Raw genomic sequence first — 19,835 nt, 5'->3', positions numbered from 1 at the left:
GCAGAAATGCCCAGGCCGCAAATAATGCGCGGTGTCAGATTCCAGTCTCTAATCCTTGCGCTGGGCATGTAACGGGCTTGCTTACGCCATCGCGAACAAGCTCCCTCCCACAGGTTTTGCGCGAGCCCACGAATGGGCATTCACCCCAGCGCCAAGACCTGCCGGCACTCCAGCACCAGGCTCGCGCCGCCGGAGGGGCTGGTGCCGATGTTCAGTTTGAAGCCGTGCAGGTTGACGATGGCCGCGACGATGGACAGGCCCAGGCCGAAGCCGCTTTGCTGGTTGCCGCCTTCGCTGCGGTAGAAGCGCTTGAACACGGCCTCGCGTTCGGCAGCGGGGATACCAGGGCCGGTGTCCTGCACCTCGATGAACGTCGCGTCGCCCTCGGCCCGGGCGATCATGGTGACCTTGCCGCCGGGTGGGGTGAACTTGATCGAGTTGCTCAGCAGGTTCGACAGCGCTTCGAACAGCAGTGCCCGATCCCCCACCACCGGCGGCAGTGCGTCGGCGACCGTCAGCTCCAGCGTCACACCACCTTCTTCGGCCAGCGGCAGGTAGAAGTCGTGCAGCTCCTGCAACAAGGGACGTGGGTCCAGGCGACCAAATGCTGAACGCCGTTGATGATCCTCAAGCTCCGAAATCCGCAGCAACCCACGAAACCGCGCCATCAGCGTGTCGGCATCAGCGATCACTTGGGCCATCTGTTCTCCCTGCGACGAGTCTTCCGGGGATTGCTGCTGAATCCGGTACAACTGCGCGCGCAGCCGGGTCAGCGGCGTGCGCAGGTCGTGGGCGATGTTGTCACAGACGCCCTTGACCTCGTTCATCAGGCGCTCGATACGATCAAGCATGGCGTTCACGATGTCGGCCAGCATGTCCAGCTCATCGCGACGGTCAGACACCGGCAGGCGTCGCGTCAGGTCACCGATGATGATGGCCTCGGCACTCGCCTGAATCGCACGAATACGCTGCAACGGACGGCGGCGCAGCAAGTGCCAGCCCGCGATGCCCGGCAGGATGGTCAGCGAAATGCCCCATAGCAGTGCGCGCAGAATCAACGTGGTCACGGCAAACAGCGAGCCGTTGTCGCGCACCAGCACCAGCCAGCGGTCATCAAGGGTGTGAACCGCCACGGCGTCGCAACTGGCGCGTGGCAGGTCAGGGTTGTCGGAGTCGATGCAGGTGTCGAGTTCCTCGATCTGCCCGTTGAGGGGCAGCCCGGTCGGGACCTTGTGGATCGGCCCGCTGATCGGTTTGAGGTCTTTGTCGAACAGACCGTAGGCATCGACCGAGCGCATGTCGAACTTGTCGCTGTTGGCCAGCGCGTCATCCAGTTGCTCGCCCTCGAAGCGCGAGAACAATTGCTGACGCTGCATCAGCGAATGGCGGGCGAGGGTGTTCAGGTAACTGGTGACTTCCCAGTACAACACCCCCATGAGGATGCTGCTCCAGGCCACGAACAAGAAACTGTAGAGCGCCAGCAAGCGGCTGCTGGAAGAACGCCAGCCCTTAGACGGGTTCGGCAATGACATATCCTGAGCCTCGAACGGTTCGAATCAGGGGCGTCAGGGTAGGGGGATCGATTTTCTTGCGCAAGCGACCGATGTGCACATCGATCAGGTTGGTGCCGGGGTCGAAGTGATAACCCCAGACTTCCTCGAAAATCATCATGCGGGTGATGATCTGGCCGTTGTTGCGCATCATGAACTCGAGCAGCTTGTATTCAGTGGGCAACAGGTTCAGAGGTTGGCCCGCACGACTGGCCTCACGGGTGATCAGGTTCAGTTCCAGATCGGCCACTCGCAGCATGGTTTCAGCCTGGGTACCGGGATTGCTGCGTCGCAACAAGACCTCGACCCGCGCAGCCATTTCATCGGAGGCGAACGGTTTGGACAGGTAATCATCACCGCCTGCGCGCAGACCGCGCACGCGCTCGTCGACATCGGACAGGGCGCTGATCATCAGAATCGGAGTGGAAATGCCCAGTGCGCGCATGGTCGTGACAATCGCCAGCCCGTCGACTTCCGGCAACATGCGATCCAGGGTGATCAGGTCGTAGTCACCACTGACGGCACGCACAAGACCTTCGCGGCCGTTGTCGACCCAGTCTACCTGCAGGCCGTGGCTGCTTAGTTCAGCCACGATTTCCTTCGCCGTTACGGCATCGTCTTCGATCGTCAGAATTCGGGTCATGGGTTTGCCTGAAGCCATTGCAACTGGAAGGTGTAGTTTGCCTATAAATGCGGCGGTTTTTTCTGAATAAATATTTAGGAAAGAACAGACGCTGTTATTTGGTCCCTGTAGGAGCCAACTTGTTGGCGAGAAATGGTGGCGGCGAATCAGGCCCGGCGCCTCGCGAATAAATTCGCTCCTACAGATATCCGTCAGTTATCGCTTGGCCTCGCGCCTGGATTCAGCCGGGGTTTCACGCTTGACTGCGGCGGGCTCTTCCTTAGGCGCCCCTGTCTCACTTCTGATCTGCGCGTGGCTGATCAGGGCGAAGATGAAACTGCCGCCGATGATATTGCCTGCCAGCGTCGGGCCTGCGAAGACCATCCAGAAGTCCTTCCACGGCAGTTCGCCAGCAAACACCAGATAAGACACTTCGGCCGAGCCGACGACGATGTGGGTGAAATCGCCCAGCGCCATCAGGTACGTGATCATGATGATGATCACCACTTTTGCCGACTCCATGGAGGCGATCATCCAAACCATCGTGGCAATCATCCAGCCTGAGATGATCCCTTTGGCGAACATCGTGCCGACATCGTTCTCCATGATCTTGCGACCGATCTCAAGAAAAGCGTGATCTGTCCTGGTGTCGAAAATAGGCAAGTGCAGCATGACGTACGCCACCAGCAACGTGCCGCACAGGTTGCCCACCAGCACCACGCCCCACAGCCGGAATAGCCGCGCGATGTTCTTCACGGTGAACTTGGTCATGATCGGCAGGACCGCCGTCAGGGTGTTCTCGGTGAACAGTTGCTGACGCGCAAGAATCACCGCCAGAAAGCCGGCGCAATAGCCGAAGCTGGCGATTGCCTTGAAGCTTTCGCTGTCAGGCAGTCTTGAATTGAGCAGCCCCATGGCCATCAACGACAAGCCCATGGTCAGGCCAGCCGCCAACGCCGACCACCACAGCGCGGTCACGCTGCGCTCCAGCTCATGATCGCCCTGGGCGCGAATGGTTTCATGCAGAACCGCCGCTCGTGGCGGCTTGTTCTCGTCGATTTCCTGTTCTTCCTTTGCGGTGATGCCGGGGGTCTTGCCTTCTTCTTCCTGGTTTTCCATGGGTGTTCCTGGGTACGTTGATCGTTAACGAAGTGCCGGCATGAGCATTTGATGCTGAACAGGACTGTTGCTTCAGACACAATCTGTCATCTGTCGTTCGCCCCTGAACGATGTCGTTTTAATCTCAAACAGGAGTAACAGAGTGACCCTTCACATTCGTGACGCAAACAGAGCTGACGCCGCCGAGATTCTGGGTTTTATCACTGAGCTTGCGATCTATGAAAAAGCCGAGCACGAGGTGCTTGCGAGCCTCGCAGATATCGAACGAAGCCTGTTCGACGATGCCGCCTCACCGGCCAGGGCGCTTATCTGTCTGCTCGACGATAAGCCGATTGGTTTTGCCGTGTACTTCCTCAGCTATTCAACCTGGCTAGGGCGCAAAGGGCTGTATCTGGAGGACCTGTATGTGTCGCAGGAGCATCGCGGCGTTGGCGCGGGTAAAGCGTTGCTGCGGCACATGGCGAAAATCGCCGTCGACACCGGCTGCGGACGTTTTGAATGGAGCGTGCTGGACTGGAACCAGCCGGCGATTGATTTCTACAAATCGATTGGCGCAGAGCCGCAGGACGAGTGGGTGCGGTATCGGATGGAGGGCCAGAGCCTTACAGACTTTGCCTCGGATAAACGCTGATCACTCTGCGAGCGAAACCTCTGTAGGCGCGAATTTGTTCGCGAGACGTCATCATGCGGATGCCTGTAAAACGTCTCGCCAACACGTAGGCTCCTACAGCGGAAGGCTCAGGATATTCGTGCTATCAATCCGCTCAACCCCCGCCGCCAGCATCTCGCTCCAGGCTTTTTCAAGGGAGCCGCCGAGGTCAATTGCACGGCACGCGTCCTCGATGACCCACGTATTGAAACCCGCCGTACGCGCATCCAGCGCAGACCATGCCACGCAAAAATCCAGCGCCAGGCCGACCACGAATACGCTGTCGATGCCGCGCTCCTTGAGATACCCGGCCAGACCCGTCTGCGTGGTGCGGTCGCCTTCGATGAACGCCGAATAGCTGTCGATCCCCTGATTACAACCTTTGCGCAGCACCAGTTGCGCGTGTGGCAGATCAAGGTCCGCGTGCAACGCGGCCCCGTGAGTGGCTTGTACGCAGTGATCTGGCCAAAGGGTTTGCGGGCCGTAGGGCAGGGTGATCGTGTCAAACGGCGCACGCCCAGCGTGGGTCGAGGCGAAGGAAATATGCCCGCCCGGGTGCCAGTCCTGGGTGATGATCACGTTACGAAACTGCGCTCCGAGGCGATTGATCAGCGGCACCACGGCGTCGCCGTCGGCCACCGCCAGCGCACCGCCAGGCAAAAAGTCATATTGCACGTCGATCACCAGCAACGCGCAACGCGGGTCCGAGGGGCGGAGGCTTGGGAATGTGGTCGTCATCTCAGATCCTTGATGAGGCATTGCTTGATGAAGTGTTGAATGTGCCGCAACCGCAAGGGATGTGCCATAGCCGTCAACCAAACAACCGAATCGGCGCGCCCGCGTGCCATGCCTGAATGTCCTCGATCATTTGCGTGAAGAACATCCGGTAGTTGTTCTCGGCCACGTAACCCACGTGCGGGGTGGCGAGCAGGTTGGGCAGCGAGCGGAAAGGGTGGTCAGCGGGCAGCGGCTCCTGGCCATAAACGTCGAGCGCCGCACCAGCGATCTTTTTCTGTTTGAGCACCTCAGCCAGCGCGTCCTCATCAATGATCGGACCACGCGCCGTATTGACCAGATACGCCGTGGGCTTCATCCGGTTCAGCGCTTGGGCGTCCACCAACCCACGACTGCGATCACTGAGCACCAGATTCACCGAGACCACGTCCGACTGCTCGAACAGCTGAGCCTTGCTCACGTACGTCACGCCATGTTCGGCGGCGCGCTCGGCGGTGAGGTTTTCGCTCCAGGCAATGACCTTCATGTCAAACGCCTGTGCGTATCGGGCGAGCTTCTGGCCGATGCTGCCCAATCCGACGATGCCCAACGTCTTGCCGTACAAGTCACTGCCGATACCCACTTGCCAGTTGCCTGCGCGCAGGGAATTGGCCTCATCGACGATGTTGCGGGTCACGGCCATGATCAGTGCCCAGGTCAGTTCCGGTGCTGCGTATTTATAGCTCTCGGTGCCGGCAATCTGAATGCCCAGGCGCTTGGCGGCGGCGACGTCCAGCGCCGCGTTGCGCATGCCTCCCGTCACCATCAGCTTGAGGTTGGGCAACTGGCTAAACAGCGCATCGTCGAATATCGTCCGCTCGCGCATCACGCAGATGACCGTAAAGTCCTTCAGCCGCGACGCCATCGTTGCCGTATCAGCGGGGAACTCGTGCAGAAAACTCACTTCGCCGATTGAATCGAGTGCCGTCCAGTCCACCACGTGGTGGGCGACGGATTGCCAATCATCCAGTACCGCAATTTTTACCGCAGAACCCTGAGTCATTTGGATAAGCCTCATGCAAGGAAGACAGTGGTGCGACACGCCTCAGCCAAACAGGCCCGCCGCGATATTGATCGAGAATCCGAGAATGGCAGTGTTGAACAGGAATCCGATCAGCGACTGCGCCAGTACCACTTTGCGTAACGCTCGGGTGGCCACGCCGACATCGGAGGTCTGCACGGCAACGCTGAGGGTGAAAGAAAAGTACAGAAAGTCCCAGTAGTTGGGGTTCACTTCGCCATCGGCGAAGCGCAGCGCCGGCTCTTTGCCGCGCCAGGTGTAGAACATGCGGGCGTAATGCAGGCTGAAGATGACACCCGTCAACAGCCATGAGCCGACAATCGTCAGACCGGTGAAGGCGTAATGCAGCGCTTTGTCGCCGGGAGGCAGTGCTTTGGCACCAGACAGCTCAAGGACAATCGCCGCGAGACTGGCAATCGCCGCCACGCAGACCATCGCCAGGACGAGGCCCGCGTTTTCGTCTTCGATCTCGGCGATGCGCTTCACGTCCTCGGCCTTGGAGCGCAACGTGCGCAGCATGATCAGCACCAGATAAATCCACACGCCGACGTTCCAGGCGATCAGGCACTTGGTGGTCAGGGTGACGCCGGGTGCGATAAAAAATGACGCTATGCCTGCGGCTGCGCCCAACGCGGCGGAGATGGACAGGCGAGGATGGGTCTGGGAAAGAAGAGGCATGGAAGGCTTCGCGGCAGGACGTGCAGGTACATGGGTTCGCAGTGATAACGCAAAGAAAAACGGCGCGCAAGGGGTTACGCGCCGGTCGCCAAGTGGCAAGAATCTTGAGGGGCAAGCTATAAGCGGCGAGCGGCGAGCTACAAGCTACAAGCGAGGATCTCAGTGCTCTTAGCTCTTAGCTTGAAGCTTGAAGCTTGCAGCTAACAGCTCCGTGATCAACGCACCAAACACGGCGCCTTGTTGTTGAACTTCCAGTCCGGAATCAAAAACTGCATTGCCGCCGCATCGTCGCGGGCACCCAGGCCCATGCCCTTGTACAGCTCATGGGCTTTGGCCAATTGGTCCATGTCCAGCTCGACCCCCAGGCCTGGCTGTTTGGGCACTTGCACATTGCCGCCGACGATCTGCAATGGCGCCTTGGTCAGGCGCTGGCCGTCCTGCCAGATCCAGTGGGTGTCGATAGCGGTGATGTCGCCCGGCGCAGCGGCGGCCACGTGGGTGAACATCGCCAGTGAAATATCAAAGTGGTTGTTGGAGTGCGAGCCCCAGGTCAGGCCCCACTCGTTGCACATCTGCGCCACCCGCACCGAGCCCTGCATGGTCCAGAAATGCGGGTCAGCCAACGGAATGTCCACTGATTGCAGCTGGATCGCGTGGCCCATCTCACGCCAGTCGGTGGCGATCATGTTGGTGGCGGTGCGCAGGCCGGTGGCGCGGCGGAACTCGGCCATGACTTCGCGGCCGGAATAGCCGTTTTCAGCACCACACGGGTCTTCGGCATAGGCCAGCACCTTGTGCTGATCGCGGCACAGGCGGATGGCCTCTTCAAGCGACCAGGCGCCATTTGGGTCCAGAGTGATTCGCGCTTTCGGGAAGCGTTCGGACAGGGCGGTCACCGCGTCGATTTCCGCATCGCCACTGAGTACGCCGCCTTTGAGCTTGAAGTCTTCAAAGCCGTAACGCTGGTGCGCCGCTTCGGCCAGACGCACCACCGCTTCAGGCGTCAGAGCCTCTTCGTGACGCACGCGGAACCAGTCGTTGTCGGCGTCTTCTTCGGTGCGGTAGGCGAGGCTGGTTTTCTTCTGGTCGCCAACGTAGAACAGGTAGCCGAGCATTTTCACTTCGTCACGCTGCTGGCCTTCGCCAAGCAGTGCCGCCACCGGGACTTCCAGATGCTGACCGAGTAAGTCGAGCAGCGCCGCTTCAAGGCCTGTCACGGCGTGAATGGTGATGCGCAGGTCGAAGGTTTGCAGTCCGCGACCACCGGAATCACGTTCAGCGAAGGCGCGGCGCACATCGTTGAGAATCTTCTGATACGTGCCAATCGTCTGGCCGACCACCAGTGAGCGGGCATCCTCCAGCGTTTGGCGAATGCGCTCGCCGCCGGGGATCTCGCCCACGCCGGTGTGCCCGGCGTTGTCCTTGATGATCACGATGTTGCGCGTGAAGTAGGGGCCGTGCGCACCGCTCAGGTTAAGCAGCATGTCATCGTGGCCCGCCACCGGCACGATCTGCAGATCGTTGATGACCGGGGCTTTGCCGGTGTTCTGCGCGTATTGAGTGGTCATTGTCTGAATCCTTTGCTCAGTGCTTTCAGGCAGCGTGGTGCCGGTTCGAAAGAGTTGGTGGTTACGGATGAACCGGTGTCGTCGTGCCAGACATGCCGGGCGCGGGTTCGTGCTTCTTGGTGGTCCGCACGAAAAACACCAGCACCGCTGCAATGATCGACGTCGCGGTCAGGCCATACAGCCCGCCCTGAATGGAGCCGGTGTGTTGTTCCAGCAGGCCGAAGGTGGTCGGCGCCACGAAGCCGCCGAGGTTGCCCACCGAGTTGATCAAAGCGATGACGCCAGCCGCGATGCGTGCGTCCAGATAGCCTTGTGGGATGGGCCAGAACAGCGACGACGCGGATTTGAAACCTATGGCGGCGAAGCAAATGGCGATAAAGGCAAATATCGGCCCGCCAATGGTGGACATGAACATCCCGGCAGCGGCGATCAACAACGCGCCAGCCACCCAGGCCTGCTGGTGTTTCCACTTGGCCGACATCGACGCGAACGCGTACATGGCGACGATGGCGATGAACCAGGGGATCGAGTTGAACAGCCCCACTTGAATGTCCGACAGATCACCCATCTTCTTGATGATGCTCGGCAGCCAGAAGGTGGCGGCGTAGATGGTCAGCTGAATGAAGAAGTACATCAGGCAGAACATCAGGATCTGCCGGTCTTTGAGCAGTTTGCCGATGGACATTTTCACCGGGCTGGCGGCTTCACGGGCTACTTGTTCAGCGTCGATGGCGTGGGTGAGGGCGTCTTTTTCTGCCTGATTCATCCATTTCGCGTCTTGGGGTTTGGAGTCCAGCCAGAACCAGACGAAGACGCAAAGAAATACCGAGAACAGGCCTTCGATCAGGTACATCCACTGCCAGCCGTGCATGCCCAAGCCTTCGATTTGCAGCAGCAGGCCGGACAACGGGCCCGAGATCACTGAAGCAAATGCTGAACCGCTGAGGAAGATCGCGATGGCCTTGCCGCGCTCGACGCCTGGCAACCAGCGAGTGAAGTAGTAAATCACGCCGGGGAAGAAACCGGCTTCGGCCACGCCCAGCAGAAAACGCAGGATGTAGAAGTGGGTTTCGGTCTGGATGAAGGCCATGCACGCGGCGACGATGCCCCAGGTGAACATGATCCGGGTGAGCCAGATGCGTGCCCCGACTTTCTGCATAAGGATGTTGGAGGGTACTTCGAACAGCGCATAAGCGATGAAGAACAAGCCAGCACCAAAACCGTAGGCGGCGGCGCCGATGCCCAGATCGTGTTCCATGTGACTGCGCACGAACCCGATGTTGACCCGGTCGATGTAGTTGACGATGAACATGATGACGAACAGCGGAAGGATGTGGCGTTTGACTTTCGAGACCGCCGATTGCAGGACGGAATCGGGGCTGTCATGCGCCCCTGCTGAGGATGCGTTCACTGTGTTGACTCCCACTGATTATTTTTATGCGGGTTGCTGCGAGTGTGTGACAGGTGTTGACCTGTTGTTAGTCATCATACAAGTAGAGCGGCGCTAATCAATCGGTTTATGGCGCTATAAGCAGATTATTTTGCTCGGTTTCATAGCTTGTCATACAAGTTGAATGAGTTTTATCCTTCGCTCTCAGGTTCTGGTAATGCGGCTTCCAGCGTCTTTATGGCGGTCGTGTCTGGCACGAATTCCATGACTCATGCCAGGGTCGGGTACGCAAAAGTACAAGTGCTTTTCCTGGGGCTACACCAACTCCGCTTCGTTATTGTCAGGAGACACCCATGCAGGAACACACCGCCACGCAGCCAAAGCGGCGTCAACACAGCTTGGCAACCGACCTGGTGACTGACCTGAGCCAACGTATTCTGATGGGCAAGATCGCGCCGGGTGACAAGCTGCCTTCCGAAAGCGAGATTGTGCGTGAACACGGCGTCAGCCGGACTGTGGTGCGTGAGGCGATCTCGAAGCTGCAGGCGTCCGGGCTGGTGGAGACGCATCAGGGCAAGGGCACCTTCGTATTGCAGCGCTCCGATCACAGCGGGCTGCATTTGAAGGTTGAAACCGCGTTCAGTGTGCGGCACATCATCGAACTGCGCATGGGCCTGGAAACCCAGGCGGTGGCACTGGCGGCAGGGCGGCGCACTCAGGAGCAGCTTAATGCGATGCGCCAGGCGCTCGACGATTATCAAGACCTGCTCGCCAAGGAGGACAGCTGCGTGGAGCCCGACAAGCGTTTTCACCGGTTGATTGCCGAGGCGACCGGTAACCCGTATTTCGTCGAAATCATGCAAAACCTCGGCACGGCGATCATCCCGCGCAGCCGCATTGCCAGCAGTGAAAGGGCAGGCGCCAACCTGACGCGCCATGCCTACTTCGCCAATCTGGAACACGAAGCGATTCTGAGCGCCATCCGCCGCCAGGATCCCGATGCCGCGAGGGCAGCGATGTGGACGCACTTGAGCAATAGCCGCGAAAGGCTGGCGCCGGGGGAGTGAGATATTCGGTCGTTGCGGGCTGTACAGCTGTCCCACACGCGGACACCCTCGCAAAACCTGACACACCGCATGTACCGGGTTTACTGTCGGTGCCCGGCAGATCGTCAGCAAGCTGGACTCCTACGCCCTACGGGCAGAACAAAATCCTGTCAATCCCCAACAGCATTCAGCACCTGCACCATCACCTGTGACTGCCACTCGAAATACGGGTTGAACGTCAATCGGGCGAACACCTTGCCGGGTTCGCGGTGGCCCCAGTCCGAATACCACACCTGTTCGCCGTTCAGGCATTTCTGCATGTCGGCAGTCTCCTGGCCGTTCCAGCACAGGCGCTGGCTGCCGTCTTTGCCGTACAAGCGGTTGTCGGGCGAAAAAAGAAGGCCCATGTGCGAGAACTGAGCGATGCGGTACTCCGGCAGGTAATCATTGCGCACCAGCACGCGCGGTGAGGCCGCAGCTTTGGTGGGGTTGTCGCCATACCAGATCAAACGGCTGGCGGGATGGTTGAAACGCTGATTGAAGTTGTCCAGCACATACGCCGTGTCCAGCACCGAATCATGCTGAGTAATCGCCACGAATACCGGTTTACCGTACGGGTTCTGCTTCAGGCGTTTCTGCGCCATCAATGCGCTGCGGTAAAACTGCGCAAATCCATTGGTCGGTACGTTCAGGTAGCGCACCGGTGTCTGCATGGGTCTGATGCCATCATTCGGTGTCGCCAGCCACGGCCGGAACCAACTGATGTACTGAGTCACCCAGGCGTAGGTATTGGCCGGGCGAAACGCTGGGGAGAACAGCACCAGCCCGGCGATTTCGTCGTGCTCATAGGCGTAATCCAGCACCAGGTTCGCACCGGTAGAGAACCCGCCCAGGTACACCTTCGGCACGTCGCGTCCCAGAATCTGCGCCTGCTCGCGAACCACCTGGCGCCACTGTTTCAGCGAGACGTCGAGCATGTCGGACGGCTGCGTGCCGTGCCCCGGCAGCAGCACCGTGCGAACCAGAAACCCTTGAGCGGCCAGCGTGCGACCAATGTCATTGAACGACCACGGCGAATCCCCCAAGCCGTGCACCAATAGAATCCCGCGTTTGGGCGTGCCAGAGGGGCGCCACTCCTGCGGCGCATTCCACTCCACTTCGCGCGCCTGATCGCGGGTCTGAAACGTACGATGCTGCTCAATCCAGTCAACCGTCTGCTGCCGGTACTCAGTGAAACTCGTCTGGCCCAGCGGCGCGCTGGTCGAGGCGCATGCCTGGAGGGCAAACAATGGTAGGAGTAACGCAAGTCGAGGTTTTGCCAAGGGGGTGAACACTCTGCGTGATGGGGGGCAGATCAACAGTCGCGATCCAGTTCAGAAGACTCGGTTTTTTTATCAAAAATTCAGGCAGACTTCCGCCAATTTCAACAAAAACATGGCCGTGACCTTCATGACCACTTCCTCGCAGACCCTCCAGGCCCCTTTCTATGTTCGTCCTTGACCACGCATTGGCGCAGAACATTGTCGACCGGGCGATGGCGATTTTGCCGTGCAACGTCAACGTCATGGACTACCTGGGCATCATCATTGGCAGCGGTGAGGCAGAGCGCTTGTACACCCGGCACGAGGGTGCGCAATTGGTGCTGGCGAACCGCCGGGTGGTAGAGATTGATTCGCACACTGCCAGGCAACTGGCGGGCGTCAAGCCGGGGGTCAATCTGCCGCTGATGCTCGATCACACCTTGGTGGGCGTACTGGGGATTACCGGCGAGCCTGAGGAGGTGCGGGTTTACGCCGAACTGGTGAAGATGACCGCCGAGATGCTGATGGAGCATCGTCGTCAACAGGCTGATGAGCAGTGGCGGCAGCAACGCAGCGAGGATTTGCTGGCGCGGCTGTTGTTGGGCGACAGCCAGCAGAGCCTGATTGATGAAGCCGAGCACCTGGGTTTGCAGCCGCAGTTGCCACGTCAGGCGGTGTTGATCGAGACCGCCGGTGACGCCGTAGTGACCGGGGACATCGCCAACTGGTTGATGAGTCGCTACGCCCACAGCTGGTGCGTGACCTGCGAGCCGACGCTGTTGTATTGGTGCCGCGAGGCGGGGAAGGAACGCGACGATGCGCTGTTGCTTGAGCAACTGGCGTTGCAAGGCTGGGCAGTGATACGTATGGGCACCGTGGCGCAAGCAACTGATCTGGCCGAACTGCGGCATGCCTGTGCGGCCGCCCGCGATTTGCTGGAGTACGCCCGCCACGTCAAGCCGCAACAGCAATTGCTGCGGCTGGAATCCCATCGCTTGCCCGTGCTGTTCTGGCGCTATCGTCATGACTGGCTGGCGGCGCGTGTCGGCGAGCCGGTCCAGCGAATCGACGGCCAGGCGCAGTTGCTTGAGACGCTGCGCTGCTGGCTCGACTACAGCGGCGAAAGTCAGGCCTGCGCCGACGCATTGGGCATCCACCGCAACAGCTTGCGCTACCGACTTGAAAAAATTGCCGAAATCAGCGGCTGCGACCCCTATCGCACCGACGATCTGCTGCGCTTGTACGTGGGGCTTGAAACCAAACCACGCGGCTGATTCCCAGTGCCTTGCCATTGATTCTGGCGCAGGCCGTGGATCATCAGTTACAGGCTGGTTTTGTTCGGATGACCAATCGGTGCAACACGCCATTGTGCGAAGGTCACGCGGAAAATTCCCACAGCGGTGCGACTATCGGGCATCAAACAAGGAGAACAACCATGAAAATTGTCATTGCCCCTGATTCCTTCAAAGACAGTCTCAGTGCCCAGGCTGTTGCGCAGGCCATTGCGAGTGGGCTGACCGAGGTCTGGCCACAGGCCGAGCTGGTCGAATGCCCCATGGCCGACGGCGGCGAAGGCACCATCGAAGCGGTGCTGGCGGCCTGCGGCGGGCAATGGATGACCCATCAGGTCAGCGGCCCGCTGGGCAAGAAGCTCGACGCGCAGTGGGGCTGGCTGCCCGAGACGCGTACCGCGATCATCGAAATGGCCATGGCCAGCGGGCTGCAACTGCTCAAGCTTGAGCAACGTGACGCAACCGTGACCAGTACGCAGGGCACGGGTGAGTTGATCCGCGCGGCGCTGGACGCGGGTGCGCGCCGCGTCATTCTGGCGATCGGTGGCAGTGCGACCAACGACGCCGGCACGGGCATGCTCTCAGCGTTGGGTGCGCGCTTTCTCGACAGCGACGGCCAGCCGCTGCCGCCGGGCGGCCTCGCGTTGGCAAACCTTGCCCGCATAGCGCTTGACGGCCTGGATGAGCGTTTGCGCGACGTGCATTTCGAGGTCGCAGCCGACGTCGACAATCCGCTGTGTGGCCCAAATGGCGCTTCACATATTTTTGGCCCGCAGAAAGGCGCATCTCCCGATCAGGTGCTTGCGCTGGATGCCGCGTTGGGGCACTTCGCCGATCAATCCGCCAGTGCACTGGGCAGTGACGAGCGTGAGTATCCCGGCTGCGGCGCGGCAGGCGGAATGGGCTTTGCGGCCAAGGCTTATCTGAACGCCTCGTTTCGGCCGGGTGTCGAGGTGGTGGCGGACCTCACGGGTCTTGCGCACGCGCTGGAAGGCGCCGACCTGGTGATCACCGGCGAAGGCCGCTTCGATGCACAAACCCTGCGCGGCAAAACGCCTTTTGGGGTCGCCCGGATCGCCCAGCGCCAAGGCGTGCCGGTGATTGTGCTGGCCGGTACGTTGGGGGAGGGCTACGCCGACTTGTATCGACACGGCATCAGCGCGGCCTTTGGGCTGACGAGTGGCCCCATGACGCTCGATGACGCCTGCCGCGACGCCACGACGCTGCTTCACGACCGTGCACGTGACCTCGCACGCGTGTGGCAACTGGCTACCGACCGCGCAAGTAACAGCACAACTAACTGACGGCATCGATCAATCGAGCAAACATCCAAGGAGGTAACAGCATGATCGATCACCTCGACCATCTGGTCCTGACCGCCGTAGACGCCGACGCGACAGTGGATTTCTATACCCGCGTGCTCGGCATGCAGTTGGAGACATTCGGGGAAGGACGGCGCGCGTTCAGGTTCGGCAATCAGAAGATCAACCTGCACGTGCGCGGTCAGGAGTTCGAGCCCAAGGCCCACGTCCCGGTGCCAGGTGCGCTGGATCTGTGTTTTATCGCGTCTATAGGGCTTGAGCAGGTGATTGAGCGCTTGAACGATGCCGATTGGCCGATCATCGAGGGGCCAATCAACCGCACAGGTGCTGCCGGGCCGATCCGCTCGGTGTATGTGCGTGATCCGGACCTGAACCTGATCGAAATTTCCGAGTACCTCTGAGCCCCTCGCCTGCTGTGAGCGCCGAAGCGCTCAAGAGAAAGTCCTGCCAGGTCACGGCCCGTGGCGCCCGCAAAATTGTCTCGGCACACGCATGGCTCGTGTACAGCAAAAACGCGCCGATAAGCGGCGCGTATTTGATCAGTCTGGAACGGCTGTAATCCATCTACAGCGCTCCTTGAGGCATCGACGGGGTCGGTGGCCCGACGTGCGTCAGGCCTTGGTCGCTTCCGGGACGCGGCCGTAAACGTCGGTGAACCGCACGATGTCGTCTTCGCCCAGGTATTCGCCGCTCTGCACTTCGATCATCACCAGATCGATCACGCCAGGGTTGACCAGGCGGTGAGTGTGTCCCGGCTTGATGAACGTCGATTCGTTGGTGTCGAGCAAGAATTCGCGATCATTGTTGCTCACGAGCGCCATGCCGCTGACGACAATCCAGTGTTCGCTGCGATGGTGGTGCATTTGCAGCGAAAGCGAGGCCTGAGGCTTGACCATGATGCGCTTGATCTTGAAGCGCTTGCCTTCTTCGAGCACGGTGTAGGTGCCCCAAGGCCGGGTGACGGTGTTGTGCAGCAGGTACGCCGGGTGACCCTGACGTTTGAGTTCCTGCGCGATGACCTTCACTTCCTGGCTGCGCGACGCGTCGGCGATCAGGATTGCATCGGGGGTGTCGATAATGATCAGGTTATCGAGGCCCAGAGCGCCAACGAGGCGTTTCGGGGAGTCGATGTAGCAATTGGTCACGTCATGCAGGACCGTTTGCCCGTTGCACTGATTGCCTTGAGCGTCGCCGGGCGTCAGTTCGCGAATCGCCTGCCAGGAGCCGATGTCGCTCCAGCCGAGCTCGCAAGGCAGGACGGCGACTTTCTGCGAACGCTCCATCAGTGCGTAGTCGATGGAGATGTCCGGCGCGAGCGCAAAGCTGGTGCTGTCCAGCTCCATTTGCAGCTCATTGTTGCCTTCTTTGCTCGTGCACTGGGCCAGGCAAGCCTTGACCGCCGCCAACACGTCCGGCGCGTGGACTTCCAGTTCACTCAACAGAACGTCAACGCGCATGCAGAACATGCCGCCGTTCCAGAGGTGCAGGCCGCCGTCGAGGTATTCCTGAGCCGTGTGCGCATCCGGTTTCTCGACGAAACGCGCCACCTGGAATGCTTCTCCACTGAGTGCCTGGCCCTTCTCGATGTAGCCGAAGCCTGTTTCCGGCTTGGTCGGCTTGAGGCCGAACGTCACCAGCCAGCCCTCGTCGGCGAGTTTGCGCGCACTGGCTACGGCTGCGCCGAACGCTTCGATGTCACTGATCAGGTGATCGGCCGGCAAGATAAGCAATTGCGCGTCGGCGCCGTAGCGCGACAGCACATGCAGGGCCGCCGCGGCGATGGCGGGGGCTGTATTGCGACCGAACGGCTCCAGCAGAAAGTCCAGTTGCACTTTTGTTTTATTCAGCAGGCGGTAGTCGTCCACGGTGCGGAAGTACACATCGCGGTTGGTCACGGTCAGCAGGCTTTCGACGTCTTTCAGCCCTGTCGCCCGTTTGAATGTTTTTTGCAGCAGGCTTTCGCCATCCGGCAGTCGCATGAACGGCTTGGGCATCGCTTCACGCGAGACAGGCCAAAGACGGGTGCCAGCACCGCCAGCGATAATGCAGGGAATCAAAGTGCCCATTAGAAAGCCTCGCGAGAAAATTGCGCTGCCATGGCAGCGCTCAACGGAATAGAGAGATAGAAGCTGACAGACTCATCGTGCATGCAGCGGGAACCGGGGAGTGCGATCACGCTTGAGCCATTGAGCGAAAGAATAATGAGCAAAGCGCCCACATAAGAACTGTTCCATGTCTTCAATCCCTGAATAGATGACTGGCTCTTTTGACGCAGGCTTTTAGGGGATAAAAGTCAATAAAGTGACTCTTTTCGCTTACTTGTGATTTAAGCCAATAATTTGTCGATTAAGCACATTCTTGAGGATTAATTCAATGCCCTTGGCGCTGAAAATAATCATTTTTCTTACATTACTCGTCGCCTTTTACCCGAGTAAATGCTGGAAATGATCGACTCGGATATGAAAAAGCGTAACTTTTATGAAACACATCGAGGTATATCGATAGCAAAAGACGCAGCTGGGCTGCGGGTTTTAGCGCAGCCCAAGGTCTGACTCTGAATTTCCCCGTCCGCTCAGTGCCGTTCGTCGATTTGATGGCATTATGCAACCAAAGACTGACCGCCGAGAAAAATTTGCTGAGCGGCGGCGGCTTTTTTTTCCGGGGCCGTGGTCAACATATCTCGCAAAGACCCGCACGATCACAGAGAGACAGAAATGACAGAGCGCAGAGCAATTTTGATTCTCCACGGCAAGCAGGCGCTCAACGAGGATGTGCGCAATGCGGTGGAGAAAAAACGCCAACGAGGCTGGAGCCTGGACGTCCGGCTGACGTGGGAAGCGGGCGACGCGCAGCGCCTGGTCAATGAAGCCCTTGCTGATGGACACCGCGAGATTATCGCCGGCGGTGGCGATGGTACGTTGCGTGATATCGCCGAGGCGCTGGCGCAAGCCGACACCGACGCCCGGCTGACCATCTTGCCGCTGGGCACTGCCAATGACTTCGCGCGTTCGGCCGAAGTGCCGCTGGAAGTCGAGAAAGCGCTGGACCTGCTGGATGTACCCGCTTACGCGGTGGACATGGGCGAGGTCGATGGGCAGATGTTCCTGAACATGGCCACGGGCGGCTTCGGCAGCCAGGTCACCGCCAATACCTCCGAAGACCTGAAGAAAGTCCTGGGCGGCGCGGCGTACCTCTTTACCGGCTTGTCGCGTTTCAGCGAGCTGAGCGCGGCTTACGGTGAGATCACTGGCCCCGATTTCCACTGGCAGGGCGAAATGCTCGCACTGGGTATTGGCAATGGGCGTCAAGCAGGGGGGGGTCACCCTCTGTGTCCGACAGCACTGGCCGACGACGGCATGCTCGACGTCAGCATCCTGCCAGCGCCTCAGGAAGTGATCGGCACGCTCAGGAGTCTGCTTGAGGGCGGGCTGGGGGTTGAGAACATGTTCGTCAGGGCCCGCTTGCCTTGGGTCGAGCTCAAGTCGACCCAAGGGCTGGATATCAATCTGGACGGCGAGCCGCTGAAAGGCGAGAACCTTCGTTTCGAGATCCGGCCAGCCGCACTGCACGTTCACCTGCCATCGCATTCCCCGTTGCTGGGCCGGTCCGCGCGGCTTAATCGTCCAGACTGATGATCTGCTCGCGTACGCAAAACAGAACAAGGCCCGCCACGTCGTAGATCTGCAGGCGCTTCATGATCTGCGAACGGTGGGTCTCGACAGTCTTGATGCTCAGGCTCAGGCCGGTGGCGATTTCCCGGGTGGACTTCCCGCGCACGATCAGCCGCAGGATTTCCAGTTGGCGCGCCGTCAGCGCGTGGTTGTCGTGAACGTCGGCCTTGGCTGATTTGCTCCCCACGAGTGCCTGGTTGATCACGGTATGGGCGATTGCCGGGCTCAAGTAACGCTCGCCGCTGCGCAGTGCGTCTAGCGCCTGTTCGATCTCTGTCGCCGTTGCATCCTTGAGTAGATAGCCATGCGCACCAGCCTCAAGCGCCCGCATGATCAAGTGGGGCTCGGTGTGCATCGACAGAATCAGTACTTTGCTGTCGGGCAATGTCTTTTTCAGTGTCTCCAGAGCATCAAGCCCGTTGCTGCGTTTCATCGAGATGTCGAGGAGGATGATGTCCGGCCGCAGCGTGAGCGTCAGCTCCAGCAATTGCTCGCCATCGGCGCCTTCACCCACGACGGTATAGCCCGGAATGTCCGCCACCAGCGCACGGACTCCAGCCCTGATCAGTGAGTGGTCGTCGATCAACAGTAGCGTGCACGTCATGAGGCACTACTTGTGGCGGCACGTTTTTGTGCGCGAGGCGCCCAAGGGAATACGGCCTGGATATGGGTGCCAGTGCCCGGCGCGCTTTCGATGTTGAAGGTGCCACCCATCAGTGCCGCGCGTTCGCCCATGCCGGCCATGCCGCGTTGGCCTTGTTCGCCAGGATTGACGGCTGGAGTAAAGCCGATTCCGTCGTCAGTGATGCTGAGCGCCAGCCCGTCGGCGCGCCGTTGTATCCGCACGATCAGGTTACTCGCTCGGGCATGACGCAATACGTTAGTGACGGCCTCCTGGGTGATCCGGAACGCAGCCACCGCCACTTCTTCCGGAATTCCGGTCAGCCTTTGCTGGCACTCCAGGCTCCACAGCACTTGGGTGTCGGTGAGCGTGCGCAGCAGGTGGGCACGCAAGCTGGCCTCAAGCCCCAGACTCGCCAATTGGCGCGGGTTGAGAATGGCCGAGACGTCGCGCACCTTGGCGAGGGTTTCATCCAGCGTGTTGTTGAGCACCGCCCAATGAGGTTGCAGTTCTGTCGGCAAACGCCTTTGCAGCCAGTCGCTTTGCAATTTCGCGGCGGTGAGCATTTGACCGATGTCATCGTGCAGCTCGCGACTCAGTCGGTGGCGTTCCGTTTCCTGAACCTGAAGCATGTGGTCCGCAAGCTCCTGAGGCTGAAACTGAATGGACCTTCCCAGGCGCGCCTGGGCGTACCAGACGCTCAGAAACGCCGTGAGATTGAGTACCAGCAAGCTGATGGGCAGCGCACTACACATGAAGTGCAGCGCCAGATTGCACGCCGCAGCTCCCACGCACAGCACCGCGGTCAGTCGCCAGGCATTTTTGGTACTTGGCGGCCATAATTTGAAGATCTTGTAGCTGGCGTGCATAAGAGATGAAGCCATCAAATGGTTGTTGCGGATAAGCCGGACAACGGTATGTCGGGTCACTTTGCGGCAGTCAGCCCTGTATCAGCGGTTCTCTTTGCTTGCGTGCGAAGAGGGGGCGTCCAGATGGTCGACACCGATCTTACCTCAAATGGCCAGCGGTTTAATTGCTGTCTCTGAACGGTCTGTATGGGCTGTTTTCGTTTCAGTACCGCCATGGCGCTCTGGCAGGCGCATCCCGCCAGACAGGGTTGTCGTGCGGGCGCGTTGATATCAAAGTGAGTTGTTATGAAGGACTGGATCATGGGCGCAGTGCCCGTCGGCAGTGGAATGCAAGGAGCCTT

The 19,835-nt window shown here is 59.8% G+C and carries 18 protein-coding genes; 6 read left to right on the top strand and 12 right to left on the bottom strand.

Going from position 1 to position 19,835, the window contains the following annotated elements; genetic code table 11:
* Nucleotides 1–140: 140 nt before the first annotated feature.
* The 3 genes from OYW20_RS15695 to OYW20_RS15685 form a co-directional block, all read right to left on the bottom strand.
* Nucleotides 141–1,532 carry a sensor histidine kinase gene (locus tag OYW20_RS15695; RefSeq protein ID WP_268796870.1) on the bottom strand — a complete coding sequence of 464 codons (1,392 nt, stop codon included), beginning with the start codon at nt 1,530–1,532 and terminating at the stop codon, nt 141–143.
* Nucleotides 1,510–2,193 (bottom strand): response regulator transcription factor, encoded by a 684-nt coding sequence (locus OYW20_RS15690; protein WP_268796869.1) that lies wholly within the window; start codon nt 2,191–2,193, stop codon nt 1,510–1,512. Before OYW20_RS15690 ends, OYW20_RS15695 begins: the two co-directional genes overlap by 23 nt.
* A gap of 195 nt (nt 2,194–2,388) precedes the next feature.
* Nucleotides 2,389–3,291 carry a formate/nitrite transporter family protein gene (locus OYW20_RS15685; protein ID WP_268796868.1) on the bottom strand — a complete coding sequence of 301 codons (903 nt, stop codon included), beginning with the start codon at nt 3,289–3,291 and terminating at the stop codon, nt 2,389–2,391.
* A gap of 142 nt (nt 3,292–3,433) precedes the next feature.
* On the opposite strand from OYW20_RS15685, the gene OYW20_RS15680 reads away from it, so the two are divergent.
* Nucleotides 3,434–3,922: a GNAT family N-acetyltransferase gene (locus OYW20_RS15680; protein WP_268796867.1), complete on the top strand. Its 489-nt coding sequence runs from the start codon at nt 3,434–3,436 to the stop codon at nt 3,920–3,922.
* Between the two features lie 93 nt (nt 3,923–4,015).
* Here OYW20_RS15680 and pncA read toward each other — a convergent pair whose 3' ends face one another.
* The 5 genes from pncA to OYW20_RS15655 form a co-directional block, all read right to left on the bottom strand.
* Entirely contained in the window at nt 4,016–4,678 is a 663-nt protein-coding gene (pncA, locus tag OYW20_RS15675; RefSeq protein WP_268796866.1) for a bifunctional nicotinamidase/pyrazinamidase, read from the bottom strand.
* Nucleotides 4,679–4,751: 73 nt separating this feature from the next.
* The gene (locus OYW20_RS15670; RefSeq protein ID WP_268796865.1) at nt 4,752–5,717 is read right to left on the bottom strand and encodes a D-2-hydroxyacid dehydrogenase family protein; all 966 of its coding nucleotides are present in this window, start codon (nt 5,715–5,717) and stop codon (nt 4,752–4,754) included.
* Nucleotides 5,718–5,759: 42 nt separating this feature from the next.
* Nucleotides 5,760–6,413 (bottom strand): DUF1345 domain-containing protein, encoded by a 654-nt coding sequence (locus OYW20_RS15665; RefSeq protein WP_268796864.1) that lies wholly within the window; start codon nt 6,411–6,413, stop codon nt 5,760–5,762.
* 215 nt (nt 6,414–6,628) lie between these two features.
* A complete protein-coding gene (gudD, locus tag OYW20_RS15660; protein WP_268796863.1) occupies nt 6,629–7,981 on the bottom strand; it encodes a glucarate dehydratase in 1,353 nt (450 codons plus the stop codon).
* 61 nt (nt 7,982–8,042) lie between these two features.
* Nucleotides 8,043–9,392, bottom strand: a complete 1,350-nt coding sequence (locus tag OYW20_RS15655) for an MFS transporter (protein WP_268796862.1) — start codon at nt 9,390–9,392, stop codon at nt 8,043–8,045.
* A 332-nt stretch (nt 9,393–9,724) separates the two neighbouring features.
* On the opposite strand from OYW20_RS15655, the gene OYW20_RS15650 reads away from it, so the two are divergent.
* Complete coding sequence (locus OYW20_RS15650; protein WP_268796861.1) at nt 9,725–10,438, top strand: FadR/GntR family transcriptional regulator; 714 nt, start codon at nt 9,725–9,727, stop codon at nt 10,436–10,438.
* A 149-nt stretch (nt 10,439–10,587) separates the two neighbouring features.
* On the opposite strand, the gene OYW20_RS15645 is transcribed toward OYW20_RS15650, so the two are convergent.
* Complete coding sequence (locus OYW20_RS15645; RefSeq protein ID WP_268796860.1) at nt 10,588–11,739, bottom strand: alpha/beta hydrolase; 1,152 nt, start codon at nt 11,737–11,739, stop codon at nt 10,588–10,590.
* Nucleotides 11,740–11,903: 164 nt separating this feature from the next.
* Here OYW20_RS15645 and OYW20_RS15640 point away from each other — a divergent pair, with 164 nt between their 5' ends.
* From OYW20_RS15640 to OYW20_RS15630, 3 genes are all read left to right on the top strand, one after another.
* Nucleotides 11,904–12,992 (top strand): sugar diacid recognition domain-containing protein, encoded by a 1,089-nt coding sequence (locus OYW20_RS15640; protein WP_268796859.1) that lies wholly within the window; start codon nt 11,904–11,906, stop codon nt 12,990–12,992.
* A gap of 161 nt (nt 12,993–13,153) precedes the next feature.
* The gene (locus tag OYW20_RS15635) at nt 13,154–14,314 is read left to right on the top strand and encodes a glycerate kinase (protein WP_268796858.1); all 1,161 of its coding nucleotides are present in this window, start codon (nt 13,154–13,156) and stop codon (nt 14,312–14,314) included.
* A 41-nt stretch (nt 14,315–14,355) separates the two neighbouring features.
* On the top strand, nt 14,356–14,733 hold the full coding sequence (locus OYW20_RS15630) for a VOC family protein (RefSeq protein WP_268796857.1): 378 nt from the start codon (nt 14,356–14,358) through the stop codon (nt 14,731–14,733).
* 210 nt (nt 14,734–14,943) lie between these two features.
* Here the strand turns inward: OYW20_RS15630 and OYW20_RS15625 are convergent, their stop codons facing one another.
* A complete protein-coding gene (locus OYW20_RS15625) occupies nt 14,944–16,398 on the bottom strand; it encodes a mannose-1-phosphate guanylyltransferase/mannose-6-phosphate isomerase (RefSeq protein WP_268796856.1) in 1,455 nt (484 codons plus the stop codon).
* A gap of 648 nt (nt 16,399–17,046) precedes the next feature.
* Between OYW20_RS15625 and yegS the strand changes: the two genes are divergently transcribed.
* On the top strand, nt 17,047–17,964 hold the full coding sequence (gene yegS / locus OYW20_RS15620; RefSeq protein ID WP_268796855.1) for a lipid kinase YegS: 918 nt from the start codon (nt 17,047–17,049) through the stop codon (nt 17,962–17,964).
* Here the strand turns inward: yegS and OYW20_RS15615 are convergent.
* Together OYW20_RS15615 and OYW20_RS15610 are read right to left on the bottom strand one after the other, a co-directional pair.
* Nucleotides 17,948–18,607, bottom strand: a complete 660-nt coding sequence (locus tag OYW20_RS15615; RefSeq protein WP_268796854.1) for a response regulator — start codon at nt 18,605–18,607, stop codon at nt 17,948–17,950. The two genes, yegS and OYW20_RS15615, sit on opposite strands and share 17 nt — an antisense overlap.
* Nucleotides 18,604–19,494 carry a sensor histidine kinase gene (locus OYW20_RS15610; protein ID WP_268801154.1) on the bottom strand — a complete coding sequence of 297 codons (891 nt, stop codon included), beginning with the start codon at nt 19,492–19,494 and terminating at the stop codon, nt 18,604–18,606. Before OYW20_RS15610 ends, OYW20_RS15615 begins: the two co-directional genes overlap by 4 nt.
* Between the last annotated feature and the right edge of the window lie 341 nt (nt 19,495–19,835).

This window comes from Pseudomonas sp. BSw22131 (assembly GCF_026810445.1).
GTDB classification, from domain to species: Bacteria; Pseudomonadota; Gammaproteobacteria; order Pseudomonadales; family Pseudomonadaceae; genus Aquipseudomonas; species Aquipseudomonas huanghezhanensis.
The sequence above is the reverse complement of the archived record's forward strand: the minus strand, read 5'-3'. Positions and strand labels throughout refer to the sequence as shown.